The organism is Jutongia huaianensis, assembly GCF_014384985.1.
GTDB lineage: Bacteria > Bacillota > Clostridia > Lachnospirales > Lachnospiraceae > Jutongia > Jutongia huaianensis.
Genome location: NZ_JACRSX010000017.1, coordinates 51892 through 70045, shown reverse-complemented (window position 1 = coordinate 70045; position 18154 = coordinate 51892). Strand labels below are relative to the sequence as shown.

The following is an 18154-nucleotide window of genomic DNA, read 5'->3' as shown; positions in this document are numbered from 1 at the left end:
GTAGAAAACAATCAAATAATGGATTGTATGAAGGAAGTTTCGCCTTTTTTAAGCTTAAAAATTCAGACTATGACTATGAACTAAAAAAAAAGAAATCCATCAACAAGGACAAGAATATAGCAATAATCGGGCTTCTTTTTCTGATAGCCATAATCGTAATGGTGGTAATGATGATAAAAAGACAGATGATCATCCCTTGATCGAAAAGGGAGTTAATTTTTTAGAAAAGGGAGTTAAATTTTTTAGAAAAGGGAGTTAATATTGTAATGGAAGAAAAGCAACGTAGAAAACAATCAAATAATGAGCAATAATTTTAGCAGATAGTATGTTTAACTTAACAAAAGGGACACGGGGATGGAGAAAAGATACCATCTAGAGTTTATGCTGAGTCAATATCAGGATAAAATTCAGCGGATGTTGGAAAATGATCCCATTTATATTGAGAGCAAATAAAATATGATAATAATGGAGAAATGCCTATGAAGAAGAAAATTTTATTGGGAGTTGCCGGTGTTTTAGCGGGTGCAGTAGCGGTTGAAAACTGCAAGAAAATTGCTGGAATTGCAAAAATGATGAAAGATATCCATAATTTTGGCTCAGAACAAAGATGTGTTCACTTTGTGAAAGAGGAAAAGGATGGAGAACAGGAGTTATATTAAGAGAACCGGGTTTCAATAATATGAATAAAGGGGCTGATATATTATTGTTAATTTATAATATGTCAGCCCTTTTGTATGATGTGTGCAGAAATAGACTATCTAATTCGCCCCAAATAATTTGATCTGAATGAGAACATTTGTTTGCGGACTGGGCTACGGTTCTGGAATTTCTCCGTCAAGATACTTTTGAAATTTCTCCTTGGAAACGTGCATTTCAGCAGCTGCAATATCAATAGATATATGTCCAGCCTTGCACAGGGAAACTAAAAGTTCAATGCGTTCCTGTACCCGCCCCTTTTTAATACCTTGTTCTTCTAATCTCTGACCGACACTACACATGGTGGTCACCTCCCTTTTTGAGCCTGTAGGAGCGAGAATTCTCTCGTAGCTATGGTCGCCGCTCATGACGGCGAGCAGCTTGAGAACCTCGTCTACATGCTGAATCGTTCTGGTGTCATCCGGAACGTAATTTTTATTTTTGCGTAACTCTGAAAAGTATCTTGCGACAATGCCAAAATCACTTTCAAACTGGTTGATCTGTTCGTCCGGCAGCCAGGCAATCTCGAAAACATGGACATGGCAGTCGTTGATGTAATCCTCCAGCCCCTCCGGGATGTTTAAAAGTGCCTTTAGGTTGCGAGGCTTTTGCCAGCGTGTTTCTGTTCCAAAATACAGAACCAGAGATATGACTGGTATAATGGTTTGATTATTTAACTGACTGCGATAATTTGCCCCTTCATAACCGAAGATCCGAACCGGCATTTTTGTATCCGGTGTGGTCTGATTTTCCAGACCGATCAGAGCAATCTGGATATGGCCGTCGGTCCATGCTTTCAGGATATCCCGCTCCTGTTCATGGAGTTTTGAGTCATCCGCCTTGTAATGAGACCTGTTTTTGGTGGACTGCAGAGAAGACGGAATGACTCGTTTCTCCCCATGAAACAGAAGCACATTTACAATATCGGCAAAGACATCCTCATAGTCAGCAAGAAGCTTTTCTGAAATATCTTTCTCTCCCAATAAGTCTCCTTTCTTCGGAAGACAGCAAAACGGGAAAGCTATATTTTAGCCTTATTATATGCTGTTTCCGTCTAAAATACAATGACATAATATACTGTTTTTGATTTGATCACTTGGATAAATTTAAGATTAAAAATGCGTCAACAAAATTAAATTTCAGGTATAGAAAAAAGAAATCCAGATTAGAAAATATCTGACAAATTTTTCAAGGATTATAGCATGGTGGCAGACAAATGTCGATAAGAAAGTAGATTTTCTGCATAATGCCGAAAAACGAAGTGAAATTTCGCTAATGTGACGAAAATTATAAAATATTTGTTATACTTTTCTCCGATTCAATCGATTCAAATCCTATGTTCTTCATTGACATATTCCCACTATCGTGATATGCTTTGCGTGTTCAGTGATCTATCGGCAGCCCCGCGCTGTAGTGGGGTATGGGATATGGTTTGCTTACGGGTGTAACATCGGTTGTCAATGATACGCCAGTCAGGAAATGGTATCCGGTTTTGCCGGATAGATTGAAAAGGGAATGCAGTGAGATGCTGCAGCAGCCCCCGCTACTGTAAGAAGGATGACTCTTTTAATGAGGCTGACATAACGATGATAACAAATGATCGGACATATTCGTCAGATCAGCTTCAAACCACTGTACTGTATCAGGCGGTATGGGAAGGAAAAGAGGAAGATGATTTCGAGCCAGGAGACCTGCTGGACAGAGACAAAGATAATGCGTTTTGATGGAGAGATCCTCGGAGGGAGGAAAACGACATGGAAACGTTTATTTCTGTGTGGAAATTTTTGACACAGCGATATCGAAGGAATAGAGTCTCTGTACAGTGTTCGGAATGTACAGGGACTGTTTTTGCTTATTATGTAAATAAAGCATGGGTTTTGATGACCTTGCAGAGCGATAGAAAGGAGGAAGATTGTGAGACAGAGAAATGGGAAATATATTATCGTAGGAATGCTTGTAATATTTGCTGTGATACTGGGCGTGCGTCAGACACATTTTCAATCGGTGGATTCCTATCGTCAGGAGCAGAGACAGCTGGCAAAGGATGTCAGCAGTGATTCCGGGGACAATGAACTGGAATCTATGTATGATACGTCGTCTCCCGATAGCACGGGAACAGCAGGGGATGATCAGGGGAAAGGGTCAGGAGCAAAACAGGTAACATCGTCAAAGAAACCGAAAATACAAAAGGATCAGGAAGGGCACAAGACATCGGCATCAATGAAACCGTCAGAGATGCCGGAATCAGAAAAGTCCTCCGGATCGCAAAAGAAATCATCAACGAATTCAGCGCAGAAAAAGAAATCATCCAAGAATGGATCCGGAACAAAAACATCAGATAAAAATAAAAGCAACAGAAAACCTTCGAATAAGAAACCAGAGCAAAACAGTAGTCAGCCATCAGCTTCTTCTGTTGCAGACAATTCTTCACAGAATACTCCGGGCAGCACAGCGGGGCAGGATGGTACGGAGGAAAACAACGGTACTTCGACTCCCTCCGAAAGCAGAGAAGATTCTGCGACGGGGCCGTCGGCTACAGGCAAGCCACAGGCGGAACAGATTACCTGTACTATAGAGATTCGCTGTGACAGTCTGGTAGAAAATAAGAAACAGGCACAGCAGAGCATTTGGAAATATATCCCTTCCGACGGTCAGATCCTGGAGAAGGTGTCCGTAAAAGTGGACAAGGGCTCCAGTGTTTATGATGTACTGGAAAAAGCCTGTAAGGCAAAGGGTGTGGCAGTGGATGCAACCTATACGCCAATGTATAAAAGCTACTATATAAAAGGCATTGGAAATATTTATGAGAAACAGGCGGGGGATATGAGCGGCTGGATCTATAAGGTGAACGGTACAGCGCCGAATCGGGGAGCTTCCGCATATAAGGTATCGGATGGAGATGCAATCAGCTGGTATTACACCTGCGACGGAAAGACCACCTGACATCAGTTGGGAGCAAAATACCTTTTGACCCCCATATCATATATTCACACAATTAAGAAAGGAGACAGGCATAGTTATGGAACGAACTGCTTCAGAATTTTCCAGAAGACATCCGGTTGTGATCTTATGTTATATTCTGCTAAGTGTAATCTGGACAATGACGACAAGACATCCTATGGCTTTGTTTGTCTCTTTTCTTGCATCGGGAATATATTGTGTGATATTGAGGGGAGTCAGACAATGGGCACGGATATTGTTTGCCGGGAGTGGAATTTTGCTTTTTGCAGCAGGGATACTTCCGTTATTTTCCCATAGAGGTGTCACCCCGCTTTTTTATGTCAATGGTCTGGCAGTGACCTGGGAATCTGTATTTTACGGCATTATTATGACGGTAATGCTTTTGGCTGTATTGCAGTGGTGTATGGTGGCGGGATGTCTGATGGACAGCGAGAAGCTGCTGTACCTGACCGGCAGGACGATACCAACCATTGGATTGATGCTGATGATGATATTGCGGGCTCTTCCGGATATGAGAGATCATTACCGTCAGATACATGAAGCGCAGATCGGATTGGGAAGGAGCGGAAAGAATGCGACATACCGGGGCAGATTACAGAGTTTTCTCCGGGAGCTTTCTATTCTTATTTCATGGTCCCTGGAGGATTCGATCGAAGTATCTGTGTCGATGGAATCAAGGGGATATCAGACTGGGGAAAGAACATGGTTTCATTTGTTTCGCTTTCACAAGGAAGATATCATCTGGTGTCTTTATATGATCCTTGTATTTGGTGGATTGTATGTATGTCAGCTGCGGGGAAATCTGCAGGCGTATTATTTCCCGGAGCTTGCAAGGCAGCCCATCACGCCGGAAACAGGTGCAGCATTAGCAGCCGGGAGTCTTGGGATGATCTCGCCGGGGTTATACGATTTGTATTACCGTTGGAATCAGAGAAGAATATGTCCTGAAAATGGGATACAAGGAACGAAAGCATAAAATACAAAGAAAAAGACTTTCGGAAAGGAGGGACAAAAATGGAACAGAATACCGTTTTATCATGCGAACATTTAACTTTCTGCTATCCACGGCAGACTCAGGATGCGATCCACGATATCAGTTTTGTAATGAAAGAATCCGAGTTTGTGGTTCTTTGTGGACAGTCGGGCTGTGGTAAGACAACGCTGCTGCGTCATTTTAAAAAAAATCAGATCCCTTTTGGAACCGGAAGCGGAAGACTTTATTACCGGGGGCAGAATCTGGAGAGGATGAATGACAGGGAATGTGCGGCCCGGATTGGCTATGTGGGCCAAAATCCGGACACACAGCTGGTAACGGATAAGGTATGGCATGAGCTGGCATTTGGTCTGGAAAATTTAGGCGTATCCGGGATACAGATCAGAAGGAGAACCGCTGAAATAGCACAATATTTTGGGATGGAGAGCTGGTTTCGCAAACCGGTATCTGAGCTTTCCGGTGGACAGAAACAGATTTTAAATCTGGCATCAGTAGTCATTATGCAGCCGGACATTCTTTTGCTGGATGAGCCGACGGCGCAGTTAGATCCCATTGGCACAAGGCGTTTTCTGGATACTCTGGGCAGACTCAACAGAGATCTGGGAACGGCAGTCCTATTGTCAGAGCAGCGTCTGGAGGAAGTACTGCCTATGGCAGACCGTGTGTTGATCATGCATCAGGGGCAGCTTCTTGGAGATACGGTTCCGTCACATTGCGGTGATATTCTGGAGAAGTTTGAGAAGGAGCATGGTGAAATGCTTTCCATTGCACCGGCAATGCCGACAGCAGTCAGGGTATGGCAGGCATGTCATAACGAGAAGGAGCAGGAGGCTCCGGTCAGCATCCGTCAGGGCAGAAGCTGGCTGCAGCAGACTGTCCATAAAAGCGGACAGACTGAAAAAGGCAGTGGTCAATATTTCCAAATAGATAACAGCAGGGGAACTCCTGCAGATAAAGCCGGAAGGCAGCAGAAACCACAGGAAAGAGAGAAGACTTTGGATCAGGAGAAAGTGGTTCTGCAGGCAAAGGGGATTTTCTTTGAATATGAAAAGGGCAAAAGAGTGCTGGAGGATTTCTCTATACAGGTGCCAAAGGGAAAGATATTTGCCATCATGGGAGGAAACGGTTCCGGCAAATCCACGGCATTAAAAGTGATCATGGGAATTTATAAGGCACGCCGGGGGAAAGTAAGGGCAAGTGGCAGGATACGATATCTCGCACAGAATCCGCGGAGTCTTTTTACTGAGCTTACGGTGGAGGAGGAGCTGACAGTAATGCTTTCTGATTGGCATGACCGGTCTCCTGTGGCAAAAATGCTTCGTTATCTGGAGCTGGAGAAGCAGCAGGAACAGAATCCCATGGACCTGAGCGGCGGTCAGCAGCAGCGGCTTGCTTTAGGAAAGCTTCTGATGACAGAACCGGATATTCTGCTGTTGGATGAACCAACCAAGGGACTGGATGGTGCCTTTAAGAAAAAGCTGGCAGAGCTGTTAAAAGATTTGTGCCTTAAGGGAAAAAGTATTGTGCTGGTTTCCCATGATATGGATTTTTGTGCACAATATGCAAATATCTGTGGTCTGCTTTTTGATGGGCAGATAATCAGTCAGTCCCCGACAGAGTCCTTTTTCCGGGACAATGTATTCTATACAACACCGGCGGGCAGAATGTCCCAGGGGATTCTGGGAGAATGCTTCCGGACGGAAGATATCATTGCCGCCCTGCAGAAAGCGGGGTGTGGCTGATGAGAGAAGAGGGCCTTAGCCGTATGACAGAGCCGGGAAAGGATGTCTCCGGCCGGCGCAGATTTGATTGGGAGGAGTATCTGGAAGAAAAATCAAAGCGGCGAAGGTGGAATGGTGTACTGCTTTTTGCGGCTATGATCATTCTGCTGTTTGTGTCGGCAGTTTTGCTTGAGGGGAGGCATTATCTTCTGATTGGTTTTGGTGGAGTTGCTTTGGTACTTGTCCTGTTTTTTGGACAGTATGAAAGACGGAAACCCCGTGCCAGAGAAGTAGTTCTTTTGTCCACTCTGACTGCATTATGTGTGGTCATGAATGAAATCTGTGCACATACGATACCGCTCCATGCCGGTACCACGATGGTGGTAATTTGCGGAATTGGTCTGGGACCGGAGGCCGGCTTTCTGATCGGTGCCATGAGCAGACTGGTTTGTAACTTTTTTGATGGTCAGGGGCCATGGACTCCCTGGCAGATGGCTGCCTGGGGGATGGTCGGATATTTATCCGGCCTGGCTTTTAATAAAGTAGAACGCAGAAGGACCGGAGAGACTCTGGCGAGACGCCTTTCCCTGGAGAAGGGCAGAACGTTTCGGGTGCTTATGGGACCGGTTCTTAGCGTTTTATTTGCATGGGTGCTTGCTTATATTGTCTTTTTGTTCCGGAATGATCCCGGTGAACAGAGCTTCTTTGGATGGAGGCTTTACTTCTATGGTATTGCGGGACTGGCGGCCGGATGTGTGCTGCAAAGGAAAAAGCTCCCGGTGGATGATATCACGACAACGGTGTTTACGTTTTTTGTGGTGTTTCTGCTATATGGAGGTTTGATGAACTTTGCGGCGATGCTTATGACATATCCGGCAGATTCCTCTGCAGGGGATATCAGCTGGGAGACATTAAAAGCATTATACCTGACAGGGGCACCCTATGACGCGGCGCATGCCGGAACGGCGGCGTTGTGTATGTTCCTTTTTGGGGACAGCATTTTACAAAAACTGGAGCGTATACAAGGGAAATTTGGGATTACACTGTAAACACAGCACAAATGATTGGAGGATTGAAATGAGTAAGAAAAAATGGATGAGCAGTCTTCTGGCAGCCGCCCTGGCATTTACGACAGTATTTAGCACAGGCTCTGCAGTAAAGGCTGACGGGAACAACACTTCTGCGGATAAGATTACGGTCTTTGTGGCAGCAGAAGGAAAAGATGCGGCAGGTAATGAGGTAAATACAGGAAAGCTTCCGGTACAGGTAGAGGAAGGAAGTACAGCAGATGTAGCTTTAAAGGAGGCATTATCTTCCAGAAATATTTCCTGTGATATTGTGGAGAGTTCCTGGGGACCATATTTGAATGGTATTGGAAGTATTACGGCACCGAAGGATTACACGAAAGGTTATTGGTCATTTTGTGTAAATGGAGACTATTCACAATACGGAATTGGCCAGACTGTTTTGAAGGATAATGATAAAATAAGCTTTATTTTTGCTTATGGAAATTATGCAACAGCAACCGGCGCAGCTATTTTTGCCGATGATCCTGCTAAAAATCCGGACAGTGCGGCAGCGACAAAGCTCCTTACAAATGCCAAGGCACAGCAGGATGTTCTTGCGGATGCAATTTATCAGCAGATGTTTGGAGATGGAACCGTTTACGGCATTGAGCAGCCAAATGCATTATATGCAGCATTCTCATTGATTCGTGCCGGATACAAGGCAGACGATTATTTCAATAAAATGTATAAAAAGGCAGCTTCCCAGCTTCAGGAACTGAAGGACAAGGGAACCGTTACCGATAACGGTGAGGAAAAAGATTTCGATACACTGGTAGGTGGATATTCAGAATTTGCATATGCAAAGATTGTTCTTTTTGTAACTGCTATGGGGAAAGATGCAAAGGATATCCGTGGTTTTAATCTAATCGAAGCAATGGCAAAGAAGAGTAATTATGCTAACACTGTAGCAGATATGCTTGATGCTACAATGCTTCTTGCATTTGATTCCGGAAATTATCAGCTTCCAACAGGAGATGATTATATTACCAGAGCACAGCTTGTAAAGAACGTAACCGGTCAGGTTGGTACCGCCATCGCAAAGGTTGCCACAGCTTCTACCTGGTCTACGGTGGACGATGTGGCAATGCCGTTGCAGGCATTATATCCATATATTTCCGGTGAAGACAATGCGGCTACAGCCAAGGCAGTTGCCAAAGGAACTCATTTTATGGAGAGCCTGCAGAATCAGAAGGGTGCTTATGCAGCATGGGGCTCTGATAATAATGCATGGTCTCTGGCTCAGGTTATGACTGCTATGGGACAGCTTCGTATCAATCCTTGTGATGAGTCAGATGGAAGCGATTTCATTAAAGAAGGAAAGACCGTTCTTGATGCTGCGTCTGCATTTGTAAATGTCGATGAAAAGACAGTGGATGAAAGTCTGATGGGTTATCAGCCGGAGCAGCTTCTTCGTGGTTTGAATGCAGTGATTCGTGTTATGGAGAATGCAGCTTCTATTTATGATCTCAGTGATGTAACGGCGAATCCGGATCCATCTGAGGAGCCTTCTGCAAGTCCGGACCCATCTGGCGAACCGGATCCGGGTCAGACACCATCTGTAACTCCAAGCCAGACACCTTCCGTAAGTCCGGCAGCATCGACACAGACACCTTCCGTAAGTCCATCTGCACCGGCAGCAACAACACCGGCAGCACCGACACAGACTCCGGCCGTAAGTCCATCTGCACCGGCTAAGACTACAACACCGGCTGTCAAGAAGGTGAAAAAGGTTACAGCTGCGAAGACAAAGGTAACTGTAAAGAAGGGCAAAAAGACAACAATTAAGTGGAATGTAACAACAGCTAAGAATGCATCCATCAAGAAGCTTGTGAAGGTAACCGTAAACAAAAAGACAGTAAAGGTTGTGAAAACATCTGTTCAGAAAAAGAAAGCTACAGTGACACAGGTGACAACAACGGTAAAGGGCATCAAGAAGGGTTCTGCAGTAGTCACCCTGAAGGCCGATGGAAAGAAGAGTAAAGTGAAGGTTATTGTGAAATAAAACAGCTTTTGAAGAGTAAAATGTGAAATAAAACATAAAAAACAAAAAGTAATCCCCGTGGATTACAGGAGATGACCTGGATCATAGATCGTAACCAATGGTTCATGTCATCCTGTATTCACGGGGATTTGTTATTGTATAAAAATATCTGAGTTACAGATATAGGACTATTTTGCAGTCATAGCATCTGCAAGCTTCTCCATTTCAGGGAGATCACTGTCCTTCATAACGGAACGGATCGTAACAACAGGCTCTACGATCTCGATATTTTTCATGGTTTCCAGAATAGATTTCATTGTGCGTGCTGCAGTCGGAGCCCAGGAACCGTTTTCCATAATACCGACCTTACGATTCTGATAAGCCTTGCTCTGGAGATGATGAAGGAAATCCTGCATACATGGGAAAACTCCGGCATCATAGCTGGCAGCCGCCAGAATCATGCGGTCATAACGGAACGCATCCTCGATAACCTCTGCCATATCCTCTCTGGCAAGATCGCTTACAACCACCTTTTCGGCCCCTTTTTCACGAAGCATTTCGGCAAGCTTTTCTGCAGCCTTTGCCGTATTGCCGTGGATGGAGGCGTATGCTACGAGAATACCCTTATCCTCCGGCTGATAGCTGCTCCAGGTATTGTACAGATCCAGATAATATCCGAGGTTGTCCTTTAAAACCGGACCATGAAGTGGACAGATCGTAGCGATATCCAGCCCGGCAGCCTTTTTGAGAAGGGTCTGTACCGGTGCACCATATTTGCCGACAATATTGAAATAATATCTGCGGGCTTCACATGCCCAGTCATCCTCGCCCTCTGTCTTGGAAAGGGCACCGAATTTACCGAATCCATCTGCGGAGAAGAGGATCTTTTCCTTTGATTCATAAGTAACCATAACCTCCGGCCAGTGAACCATTGGTGCCATCACGAAGGTCAGAGTATGCTCTCCTAATGAAAGAGTATCGCCTTCTTTGACTGTCAGGGTATGCCCCTCCAATGGAATGTTGAAAAACTGTGGAAGCATTGCGAAGGTCTTGGCGTTGCCAACCAGAGTTACATCCGGGAAAAGTTCTACCAGACGTGCGATACTGCCGGAATGATCCGGCTCCAGATGCTGCACGACCAGATAATCTACCTTTCTGCCATTCAGGGTGTCCAGAAGATTCTTTTCCCACTGCTCCATACCGCGGGGATCTACGGTATCCATAACAGCAACTTTTTCATCAAGGATAACATAGGAATTATAAGAAACTCCCTCCGGAACAACATATTGGCTTTCAAAAAGATCGATGGTGGTGTCGTCCACACCAATGTACTTTACGGAATCTGAAATAACTACACTCATAAGTAACCTCGTTTCTGCGCACGGTATATTATTTTAAACGCAGCAGCTGTGCGCCGGATACTGCGTTGTGATCATCCTGGAGACATTGTTATGCTCCAATTGATTTCTATTGTAAAATGGGGCAAATGGTCTGTCAATAGAATTCTTATTCCAATTTGATCCCCTGTAAAAGCTTTGCAAAAGGGCTGGTATCCTGATCCTTATCTGCACTGTCAGCAGAATATGCTTCAGGGATCTCATAGGATTCTTCCCCGGTATCAGGCTCATCCTCACGGAGAGCTTTGATACTCAGTGAAATACGATCCCCTTCAATCTTCAGGATCTTTGCTTTTACTACCTGTCCCATTTTTAGTTCTTCCTTTGGAGATTTGATAAATTTATTGGTGATCTGGGAAATGTGACAGAGCCCGGTCAGTCCTTCTCCAATATCGATAAATACACCATAGGATTCCATACGGGTTACCGGCCCCTCCACAAGATCTCCGGTGGTCAGCCGTCCGATATGTTGTGTCTTTTCTGCCAGGGCTCTTTCCTTCTGGATCATTTTGGCAGAGAGTACCAGCTTCTGGATATCCTTTTCTACCGTGATGATCACGGCCTGCACAGTCATTCCGACATAACTTTCCGTGTCCTCCACATAGGTGAGGGCAAGCTGTGAAGCCGGGATAAATGCACGGATTCCCCGGACATAACCAACAACGCCGGCAGGGACTGCCTCTGTGATCTTTACGTCAAAAACGGTTCCGTCTGCCATATCCTCTTTTAATTCATCCCATACCAGCACACGGTTTGCTTCTTTTCTGGAAAGAATTACATTACCACTGGCATTTTCCGGGTCCAGTACCATAGCCTGGATCACATCCCCGATGATCATATCCTTTTTAATAGAAAAGGATGGATCGTCGCTGCACTCTTCGATCGGGATAATGCCTTCTGTATAATAATTCAGATCAACCGTTACTTCTGTGTCGGAAACGCCGATCACGGTCACATCCAGAATATCACCCTCGCGCAGTACCTGAAAGGAACGCTCCAGCTCGTTTTCGTAATCCTTCATACTCTTTTCTTCACTCATATAAATCCTCCATTCCGCAGAAATGTTTGTTATAAACTTAAGTGATCAATTCTTTTTCTGTCATTTCTTCCATCCCTTCACCGACTTCCTGATTGTAGTATAGCGGATTTATGGTGTGTTTACAAGCTGACGGATTGATATGTCACAAAGAAAAAATACCTTACAATATTTCTCCCTCCGTTTTGTATTCTATTGGTTTTGGGGTAAATATTATCCTATTTCAGAACCCGGACAGTGCAGGTTTCTTTTGTGCCATCTTCGGTAAAGGAAATGACAGCAGTTCCTGCACTTCGGGCAGTAAGATTGCCAAGCTGATCTACCTGGACGATATTTGGCTTGTTTGATTTGATCAGTGGTGCATTGCCACTGGAGACCATATAATCGAGTGTACGCGTTTCTCCGGCTTTCATGGTCAGAGAAGTAGAAGATATACGAATGGTTGGAGATTCTACCTCAATCTCGCAGGTTTTGGATACGCCATCCGCTTTGGCGGTAATGATTGTGGTGCCGTGTTTCCGGGCGCACACAAGTCCATTGTCGTTGACAGTTGCGATGCGGGGACGGCTGGATTTCCATGATGGCTGGATCCCGGAAGATACCTCGGCGGTCAGCTGGATCTGCTGGCATCGAAAAAGCTTTGCATAGATGTGATTCAGTTTGATCACGGGTTTTTTAACCGTAACGCGACAGGTAACCGTGGTTTTTGCTGCTTTGACAGAGATTATGGCAGTACCCGGTTTGCAGGCGGTGATCACGCCATTGCTGTCCACGACGGCAACACCCTTTTTGTTGCTGCGGTAGACAGGACAGGTGCCGTTGGATACAGATGCCCGAAGTGAAAAAATTTCTCCGTTTTCCATGGATATCTGTCTGGTATTTAATGTGATCTTAGGTCTGGAAACTGTTTTTCCTGTGGATCTGGCTGCGGCTTTGCAGGAGACGATGGGAATGCTGAAAAGTCCCAGAAGGATTGACAGTGTCGTGAGTATGACGAGAAGATATCGTCGAAATGATAATGAATGTTTCATAGAGAACTCCCTCCTTGCCGGGGGAGAAATATTGTAAAGTGTCTGGAGTATAACACCACGCATTGCAAAGGTCAATAGGGACGTTATATTTTTGGAACATTGCACGAAAATATAAATTTTTTCCAGTAAATATCACGGAAAATTCGGAAATCTCCGGAAACCAATTTGTGCATCATGCTTTTTTGTGGTATAGTTAAAGAGAGTGATGTTCTAATGCATACATGTGTATCAGTATACGAAACATTTGCCGGAGATTTTCAATAAATCCGGCATACATATTGCAAAAATGGAGGATAATGACATGGCAAAGATCGAGATGAAGACACCGTTAGTTGAGATGGATGGCGACGAGATGACCAGAATTCTCTGGAAAATGATCAAGGATGAGCTGCTTCTTCCTTTTATTGATCTGAAGACAGAGTATTATGATCTCGGACTGGAGTACCGTAATGAGACAAACGATCAGGTAACGATCGACTCTGCAGAGGCAACCAAAAAGTATGGTGTTGCTGTAAAATGTGCAACGATTACACCGAATGCAGCTCGTATGACAGAGTATAATCTGAAGGAAATGTGGAAGTCTCCAAATGGTACGATCCGTGCAGCGCTGGACGGTACTGTTTTCCGTGCACCAATTCAGGTAAAGGGCATCGAGCCTTGTGTAAAGAACTGGGAAAAGCCGATCACATTGGCACGTCATGCCTATGGAGATGTTTATAAAAATACAGAGATCAAGGTGCCTGGCGCAGGTAAAGCAGAGCTCGTATTTACCGGTGCGGACGGCAAAGAGATTCGTCAGACGATTCAGGAGTTTGATGGACCGGGTATTATTCAGGGTATCCACAATACAGACAAATCCATCACAAGCTTTGCAAAGGCATGCTTTAACTACGCATTGGATACAAAGCAGGATCTGTGGTTTGCAACCAAGGATACGATTTCAAAGATTTATGATCATAATTTTAAAGATATTTTCCAGGATATCTATGATAAGGAATACAAGGACAAATTTGAGGCAGCCGGTATTGAGTATTTCTATACTCTGATCGATGATGCCGTTGCCCGCGTTATGAAGGCAAAGGGTGGATTTATCTGGGCCTGCAAGAACTACGACGGAGATGTTATGAGCGATATGGTTTCCTCTGCATGTGGTTCTCTGGCAATGATGACTTCTGTACTGGTTTCTCCTTCCGGTGTATATGAGTATGAGGCTGCCCATGGAACCGTTCAGAGACATTATTATAAGCATTTGAAGGGCGAGGAGACATCAACAAACTCTGTAGCAACAATCTTTGCCTGGACAGGTGCTCTTCGCAAGCGTGGTGAGCTGGACAACATTCCGGAGCTGATGGCATTCGCCGACAAGCTTGAGAAAGCAACACTTTCTACGATTGAGAGTGGAAAGATGACAAAGGATCTGGCGCTGATCACCAGTATGAAGGACGTTACGGTATTAAACAGTGAGGGATTTATCAAGGCAGTCCGTGAGTCCCTGGAAACAATGCTGTAACAGGCATTCTTGCATAAAAAACAAAATCATAGAATAGAGATCCGTATGGAAGCAAAAAGCCTCGCAACAGGGGCTTTTTGTTGTTTGATGATGTATATTGTATATACAAGGAATTTAAAATAGATTATAATGATATCGGATTATTAAAACAAAGCATTGTAGAAAAGGAGATGAAGGCTTGCCGGAAATTAGCAGATTTTATGGAATTATTATTAAGATGTTTTTTAAGCCGAAAGAGCATGAACCAAGCCATATACATGCATTATATGGTGAGCATGTAGGTATTTTTGATTTAAGGACTATGGAAATGACAGAGGGGGACTTACCGAAGAGAGCACAGGAACTTGTAAAAGAGTGGCTGCTTCATAATCAGGAAGATTTGTTGGAGATGTGGGAGAGTCAAAATTTGAGAAAATTACCACCATTATAAGCGGTTTTAATGTTTGGAGGGATTCTATGATACCAAAAATAAAAAGTGTAAAACCGTTGGAGAATTTCATTTTATATGTAGTATTTGATGATGGAAAGACGGTTTATTATGATGTGAAAGATGATATTAATACTATTGCTGATTTTCAGGATTTAGAAAGTATACATGGGTTATTCTTACAGGTACAATTAGATCAAAGCAGAACCTGTATTTATTGGAATGATAGAATTGATCTTCCAAGTGATACAATTTATGAATTTGGAAAAGAGAGAATATTAGGGGAACTACAGACCAGGAGGACAACGTAATTATGATAGAATTTGAAAAAGAGGTTACCGGACTTGTGCCGGATCATGGATTTACTCATGGAGCTAAATTTCATGCGGATGACGTGTTTTCTACGGCGTTTTTACGCCTGTTGAATCCTGCGATTGAGGTGACGCGTGGATTTGATGTACCGGAGGATTTCGATGGCATTGTATATGATATTGGAAGAGGAAAGTACGACCATCATCAGCAGGACAAAGATATTCGTGAGAATGGTGTGCCCTATGCGGCATTTGGACTTCTTTGGAGAGAATTTGGCACCTGCTTCCTGACAGAGCAGGAGGCGGCTGATTTCGATGAGAAGTTTATTCAGCCATTGGATGAATCAGATAATACAGGATCTGAGAATATCCTGTCAGAGCTTATGGAAAAGTTTAATCCGGGCTGGGATTCGGATGCTTCCTATGATGATCGATTCTGGGAGGCAGAAGCCTTTGCGGAGAAGATTCTGATTCGATATATAGAGAGTATACAGGGACTTCGCCGGGCATCCGATGTGGTGAAAAAAGCTATGGAGGAGAGTGATGGAGAGATTCTGATCCTGCCGTGCTATGTACCATGGAAACGGGATGTGATTGGCAGCAGCTATCAGTTTACGGTATATCCATCGAATCGGGGAGGATATAGCGTACAGGGTGTACCAAAATCCAAAGAGGATCGGAGTCTTGTCTGTGATTTTCCTAAGGAGTGGTGGGGGTGTGATCCTTCAGAGCTTCCGGGTGTCAGCGGTGTAGCTACTGCACGGTTTTGCCATGCGACAGGCTTTATGGGAGCTGCGGATACAAAAGAAGATGCTATAAAAATGGCTGTGATATCGTTAGAACAAAACAGATAAATTGAATAAATACTGTATAGAAACACTTATAGGGGAGAATCTATTTCTATTTGAAATAAATCCTCCCCTTATTTGATTGTTTTAAAGTTTAATGATCATCCTTCGGTTCCGGAGGGGGTGACAGAAGCACGCTCCTGATAAGAAAGCACCTTCTCTACAGAAGCACAAACGCTGTAATACTCTCGTTTTGTTTCCTCAAGATGCTGCTTGCCGGCCTCTGTCAGGTGATAGTAGACACGGAAACGCTTTCCAACCACCTGAACCTTACGCTCGTCAAGATAACCATTCTTTTTTAAACGGTAGAGTGTTGGGTACATTGTAGCTTCATTTAACTGGTAATCGCCCTCACTCTGTTTTTCGAGATCCTGTGATAACTGGTATCCATACTTATCTTCCTGCTCCAGTAAATGCAAAAGGATCATTTCAATAGTTCCACGCTTTAAATTATCTTTTATGCCCATCGCTATCCATCCAACTTTCTATAGTTTTTTATGTATCTCTCATTATAACACATATTTAGAAAAAATGTCACACCTTAATATAAGAAATTGGAACATTTTCTAAAAGATATGCTGTAAGCCGATTTAAAACAAAATATCCAATGACAATAATAGCGATACAGCCTATAGCAATTGCCAACAGGATTTTTTGACGGCGTCTTAGGTCGAGCATCTTCCGTGTATCATCGTCAACAAAGTGACAATAAATTTCACGGTATCCATAATCAGGATGTTCTTCACTGTATTGCAACATATCACTGTAAAGTGATAAACATGCCGGAGATATATCGTCCTTGGTATGATTGACTTCTGACGTTGAAAACTTATGCCGAATTAAAGTGCGGCTGAGAAAATACAATCGCCGGGTTAATAGAAATGAGCGCATGAATATTCCTTTCTGTTAGCTCAGAACACCATGTTTACTACATGAAATCTGTAAATTAACAGTTTTTGAAGTGGTGGTTGCAATTAAGTGAATTGTTGCCCGACCGTAAGCGGTATTGCCCTGTTTCCAATGCTTTCCACCTTCATAGATCCATCTTTTTGGGTTATATATATTGATTTCATTAGATGTATCAGAGCATACAACAAGATAGTCATCATACATAAATGTAGCATGAAGAATATATTCCCATACGAGAACATCGCTGGCATTGTAGTATCGATATGCTTTTTGTGCCCCTTTTGTCTTCGTTTTTCCGCGTGCTACAGATGGGATCATAGTTTCGGTTGTTGTCACAATGCAGTATGCCCCATCCTCTAACTGGATGGTTTCCTCTGAGACTGTTGTGACATCTGACGATGCGGATGCCGGAACTGCTGTAAGTAGGATTGATGCCAGCATAGAAAGAGAAAGTGCAAAACAAGTGAGTGCTTTAAAAAGTTTTTTCATAGTAATTCCTCCTATTCGATAATATGAACTCGTGGTTTGTCGGAGGGGACATTCTTAGTGCGGCTGTAATTATCTGGTTTGGCATCTTTTGCCTTTTCTTCTTTTAAAATCACTTCGGAATGTCCATTAACTTCGTTAAGTATTTCGCAGGAATGAAGAATAAATGCTCCCAAAATTAACAGACATGCAGCAAAGATCGCAATGATCACAGTTTTGAAAAACTGTTTTTTATGCTCCCTGTGTTGTGCTGCAACAGCTTCCTCATATTGTTCCTCAAGTTCTTTTGGATGTCCGAAATGATGAAAGATTTCCACTGTCGTAGCAGAAGGATGTTCTTTCAGATAACAGTCCAAAGAATCGCTCATCTCTTCGAGAAACTGTTCTGTATCATTACGGTCTCCGGAGTAGTACATCCGTAATTGTTTCAGATATTGTTCCCGATTAAAAGAGTTCATCAAAATCCGCCTCCTCTTAAGTTACATTTTTATCATAACAAATCTAATATTTTTTGCAAATACATTGGCATAAAAAACATTGTGTTTAATCATATTCAAACAATAAAAAAGATGAAAAATATTTTTAGTTCATTTTCCTAATTTGTATGTTTGCAAAAATTGATTTTATCAAAAAAATAAATATCAGACAAGAGTTTTTTTTGCTCGAAAAAAGAATATACTCTCTATAAGATTATACGCAAACGCAAACAGAATAAAATTAACCATATTACACAAGTATAATCGTATATATCAGATACATAAAGAAAAAATATGCAGCAG

At 43.3% G+C, this 18154-nt stretch carries 19 protein-coding genes and 1 riboswitch; of the genes, 11 read left to right on the top strand and 8 right to left on the bottom strand.

Annotation, left to right across the window (positions count from 1 at the left end):
* Positions 1 to 200: hypothetical protein (locus H8704_RS11390; protein ID WP_249298342.1), on the top strand; the 200-nt coding region annotated here is incomplete at its 5' end.
* A gap of 279 nt (positions 201 to 479) precedes the next feature.
* Positions 480 to 659 carry a hypothetical protein gene (locus H8704_RS11385; RefSeq protein ID WP_022465049.1) on the top strand — a complete coding sequence of 60 codons (180 nt, stop codon included), beginning with the start codon at positions 480 to 482 and terminating at the stop codon, positions 657 to 659.
* A 153-nt stretch (positions 660 to 812) separates the two neighbouring features.
* On the opposite strand, the gene H8704_RS11380 is transcribed toward H8704_RS11385, so the two are convergent.
* Complete coding sequence (locus tag H8704_RS11380) at positions 813 to 1679, bottom strand: Rpn family recombination-promoting nuclease/putative transposase (RefSeq protein ID WP_118689659.1); 867 nt, start codon at positions 1677 to 1679, stop codon at positions 813 to 815.
* Between the two features lie 487 nt (positions 1680 to 2166).
* Positions 2167 to 2409: riboswitch (cobalamin riboswitch) on the top strand.
* 201 nt (positions 2410 to 2610) lie between these two features.
* On the opposite strand from H8704_RS11380, the gene H8704_RS11375 reads away from it, so the two are divergent.
* The 5 genes from H8704_RS11375 (at position 2611) to H8704_RS11355 (ending at position 9441) form a co-directional block, all read left to right on the top strand.
* Entirely contained in the window at positions 2611 to 3639 is a 1029-nt protein-coding gene (locus H8704_RS11375) for a DUF4430 domain-containing protein (protein WP_118679751.1), read from the top strand.
* 76 nt (positions 3640 to 3715) lie between these two features.
* Positions 3716 to 4633 carry an energy-coupling factor transporter transmembrane component T gene (locus H8704_RS11370; protein WP_249298341.1) on the top strand — a complete coding sequence of 306 codons (918 nt, stop codon included), beginning with the start codon at positions 3716 to 3718 and terminating at the stop codon, positions 4631 to 4633.
* A gap of 38 nt (positions 4634 to 4671) precedes the next feature.
* On the top strand, positions 4672 to 6393 hold the full coding sequence (locus H8704_RS11365) for an ABC transporter ATP-binding protein (protein WP_249298340.1): 1722 nt from the start codon (positions 4672 to 4674) through the stop codon (positions 6391 to 6393).
* Positions 6393 to 7421: an ECF transporter S component gene (locus tag H8704_RS11360; protein ID WP_249298339.1), complete on the top strand. Its 1029-nt coding sequence runs from the start codon at positions 6393 to 6395 to the stop codon at positions 7419 to 7421. The genes H8704_RS11365 and H8704_RS11360 overlap by 1 nt, the downstream gene beginning before the upstream one ends.
* Positions 7422 to 7449: 28 nt before the next feature.
* Positions 7450 to 9441: a DUF4430 domain-containing protein gene (locus H8704_RS11355; protein WP_249298338.1), complete on the top strand. Its 1992-nt coding sequence runs from the start codon at positions 7450 to 7452 to the stop codon at positions 9439 to 9441.
* 167 nt (positions 9442 to 9608) lie between these two features.
* On the opposite strand, the gene H8704_RS11350 is transcribed toward H8704_RS11355, so the two are convergent.
* From H8704_RS11350 to H8704_RS11340, 3 genes are all read right to left on the bottom strand, one after another.
* On the bottom strand, positions 9609 to 10781 hold the full coding sequence (locus tag H8704_RS11350; RefSeq protein WP_022465057.1) for an FprA family A-type flavoprotein: 1173 nt from the start codon (positions 10779 to 10781) through the stop codon (positions 9609 to 9611).
* Between the two features lie 145 nt (positions 10782 to 10926).
* Positions 10927 to 11856 carry a S1 RNA-binding domain-containing protein gene (locus H8704_RS11345; protein ID WP_022465058.1) on the bottom strand — a complete coding sequence of 310 codons (930 nt, stop codon included), beginning with the start codon at positions 11854 to 11856 and terminating at the stop codon, positions 10927 to 10929.
* Positions 11857 to 12071: 215 nt separating this feature from the next.
* Positions 12072 to 12884: an Ig-like domain-containing protein gene (locus H8704_RS11340; protein WP_249298337.1), complete on the bottom strand. Its 813-nt coding sequence runs from the start codon at positions 12882 to 12884 to the stop codon at positions 12072 to 12074.
* A gap of 301 nt (positions 12885 to 13185) precedes the next feature.
* Between H8704_RS11340 and H8704_RS11335 the strand changes: the two genes are divergently transcribed.
* From H8704_RS11335 to H8704_RS11320, 4 genes are all read left to right on the top strand, one after another.
* Positions 13186 to 14394, top strand: a complete 1209-nt coding sequence (locus tag H8704_RS11335) for an NADP-dependent isocitrate dehydrogenase (protein ID WP_249298336.1) — start codon at positions 13186 to 13188, stop codon at positions 14392 to 14394.
* 178 nt (positions 14395 to 14572) lie between these two features.
* Complete coding sequence (locus tag H8704_RS11330) at positions 14573 to 14824, top strand: DUF4160 domain-containing protein (RefSeq protein WP_118679737.1); 252 nt, start codon at positions 14573 to 14575, stop codon at positions 14822 to 14824.
* Positions 14825 to 14850: 26 nt separating this feature from the next.
* The gene (locus H8704_RS11325) at positions 14851 to 15132 is read left to right on the top strand and encodes a DUF2442 domain-containing protein (protein WP_118679735.1); all 282 of its coding nucleotides are present in this window, start codon (positions 14851 to 14853) and stop codon (positions 15130 to 15132) included.
* 2 nt (positions 15133 to 15134) lie between these two features.
* The gene (locus tag H8704_RS11320; protein WP_249298335.1) at positions 15135 to 15986 is read left to right on the top strand and encodes an MYG1 family protein; all 852 of its coding nucleotides are present in this window, start codon (positions 15135 to 15137) and stop codon (positions 15984 to 15986) included.
* A gap of 95 nt (positions 15987 to 16081) precedes the next feature.
* Here H8704_RS11320 and H8704_RS11315 read toward each other — a convergent pair whose 3' ends face one another.
* The 4 genes from H8704_RS11315 to H8704_RS11300 form a co-directional block, all read right to left on the bottom strand.
* The gene (locus H8704_RS11315; protein ID WP_118679729.1) at positions 16082 to 16447 is read right to left on the bottom strand and encodes a PadR family transcriptional regulator; all 366 of its coding nucleotides are present in this window, start codon (positions 16445 to 16447) and stop codon (positions 16082 to 16084) included.
* A 67-nt stretch (positions 16448 to 16514) separates the two neighbouring features.
* Positions 16515 to 16871, bottom strand: a complete 357-nt coding sequence (locus tag H8704_RS11310; RefSeq protein WP_249298334.1) for a DUF1579 domain-containing protein — start codon at positions 16869 to 16871, stop codon at positions 16515 to 16517.
* A gap of 15 nt (positions 16872 to 16886) precedes the next feature.
* Positions 16887 to 17378 (bottom strand): hypothetical protein, encoded by a 492-nt coding sequence (locus tag H8704_RS11305; protein ID WP_249298333.1) that lies wholly within the window; start codon positions 17376 to 17378, stop codon positions 16887 to 16889.
* Between the two features lie 11 nt (positions 17379 to 17389).
* Positions 17390 to 17833 (bottom strand): DUF1700 domain-containing protein, encoded by a 444-nt coding sequence (locus tag H8704_RS11300; protein WP_249298332.1) that lies wholly within the window; start codon positions 17831 to 17833, stop codon positions 17390 to 17392.
* Positions 17834 to 18154 lie beyond the last annotated feature (321 nt).

What these genes read in the sequence shown, in the direction of transcription:
- H8704_RS11385 (WP_022465049.1), top strand. Translation starts at nt 480, where the DNA reads ATGAAGAAGAAAATTTTATTGGGAGTTGCCGGTGTTTTAGCGGGTGCA.
- H8704_RS11370 (WP_249298341.1), top strand. Translation starts at nt 3,716, where the DNA reads ATGGAACGAACTGCTTCAGAATTTTCCAGAAGACATCCGGTTGTGATC.
- H8704_RS11365 (WP_249298340.1), top strand. Translation starts at nt 4,672, where the DNA reads ATGGAACAGAATACCGTTTTATCATGCGAACATTTAACTTTCTGCTAT.
- H8704_RS11360 (WP_249298339.1), top strand. Translation starts at nt 6,393, where the DNA reads ATGAGAGAAGAGGGCCTTAGCCGTATGACAGAGCCGGGAAAGGATGTC.
- H8704_RS11355 (WP_249298338.1), top strand. Translation starts at nt 7,450, where the DNA reads ATGAGTAAGAAAAAATGGATGAGCAGTCTTCTGGCAGCCGCCCTGGCA.
- H8704_RS11350 (WP_022465057.1), bottom strand. Translation starts at nt 10,781, where the DNA reads ATGAGTGTAGTTATTTCAGATTCCGTAAAGTACATTGGTGTGGACGAC.
- H8704_RS11345 (WP_022465058.1), bottom strand. Translation starts at nt 11,856, where the DNA reads ATGAGTGAAGAAAAGAGTATGAAGGATTACGAAAACGAGCTGGAGCGT.
- H8704_RS11340 (WP_249298337.1), bottom strand. Translation starts at nt 12,884, where the DNA reads ATGAAACATTCATTATCATTTCGACGATATCTTCTCGTCATACTCACG.
- H8704_RS11335 (WP_249298336.1), top strand. Translation starts at nt 13,186, where the DNA reads ATGGCAAAGATCGAGATGAAGACACCGTTAGTTGAGATGGATGGCGAC.
- H8704_RS11325 (WP_118679735.1), top strand. Translation starts at nt 14,851, where the DNA reads ATGATACCAAAAATAAAAAGTGTAAAACCGTTGGAGAATTTCATTTTA.
- H8704_RS11320 (WP_249298335.1), top strand. Translation starts at nt 15,135, where the DNA reads ATGATAGAATTTGAAAAAGAGGTTACCGGACTTGTGCCGGATCATGGA.
- H8704_RS11315 (WP_118679729.1), bottom strand. Translation starts at nt 16,447, where the DNA reads ATGGGCATAAAAGATAATTTAAAGCGTGGAACTATTGAAATGATCCTT.
- H8704_RS11310 (WP_249298334.1), bottom strand. Translation starts at nt 16,871, where the DNA reads ATGCGCTCATTTCTATTAACCCGGCGATTGTATTTTCTCAGCCGCACT.
- H8704_RS11305 (WP_249298333.1), bottom strand. Translation starts at nt 17,378, where the DNA reads ATGAAAAAACTTTTTAAAGCACTCACTTGTTTTGCACTTTCTCTTTCT.
- H8704_RS11300 (WP_249298332.1), bottom strand. Translation starts at nt 17,833, where the DNA reads ATGAACTCTTTTAATCGGGAACAATATCTGAAACAATTACGGATGTAC.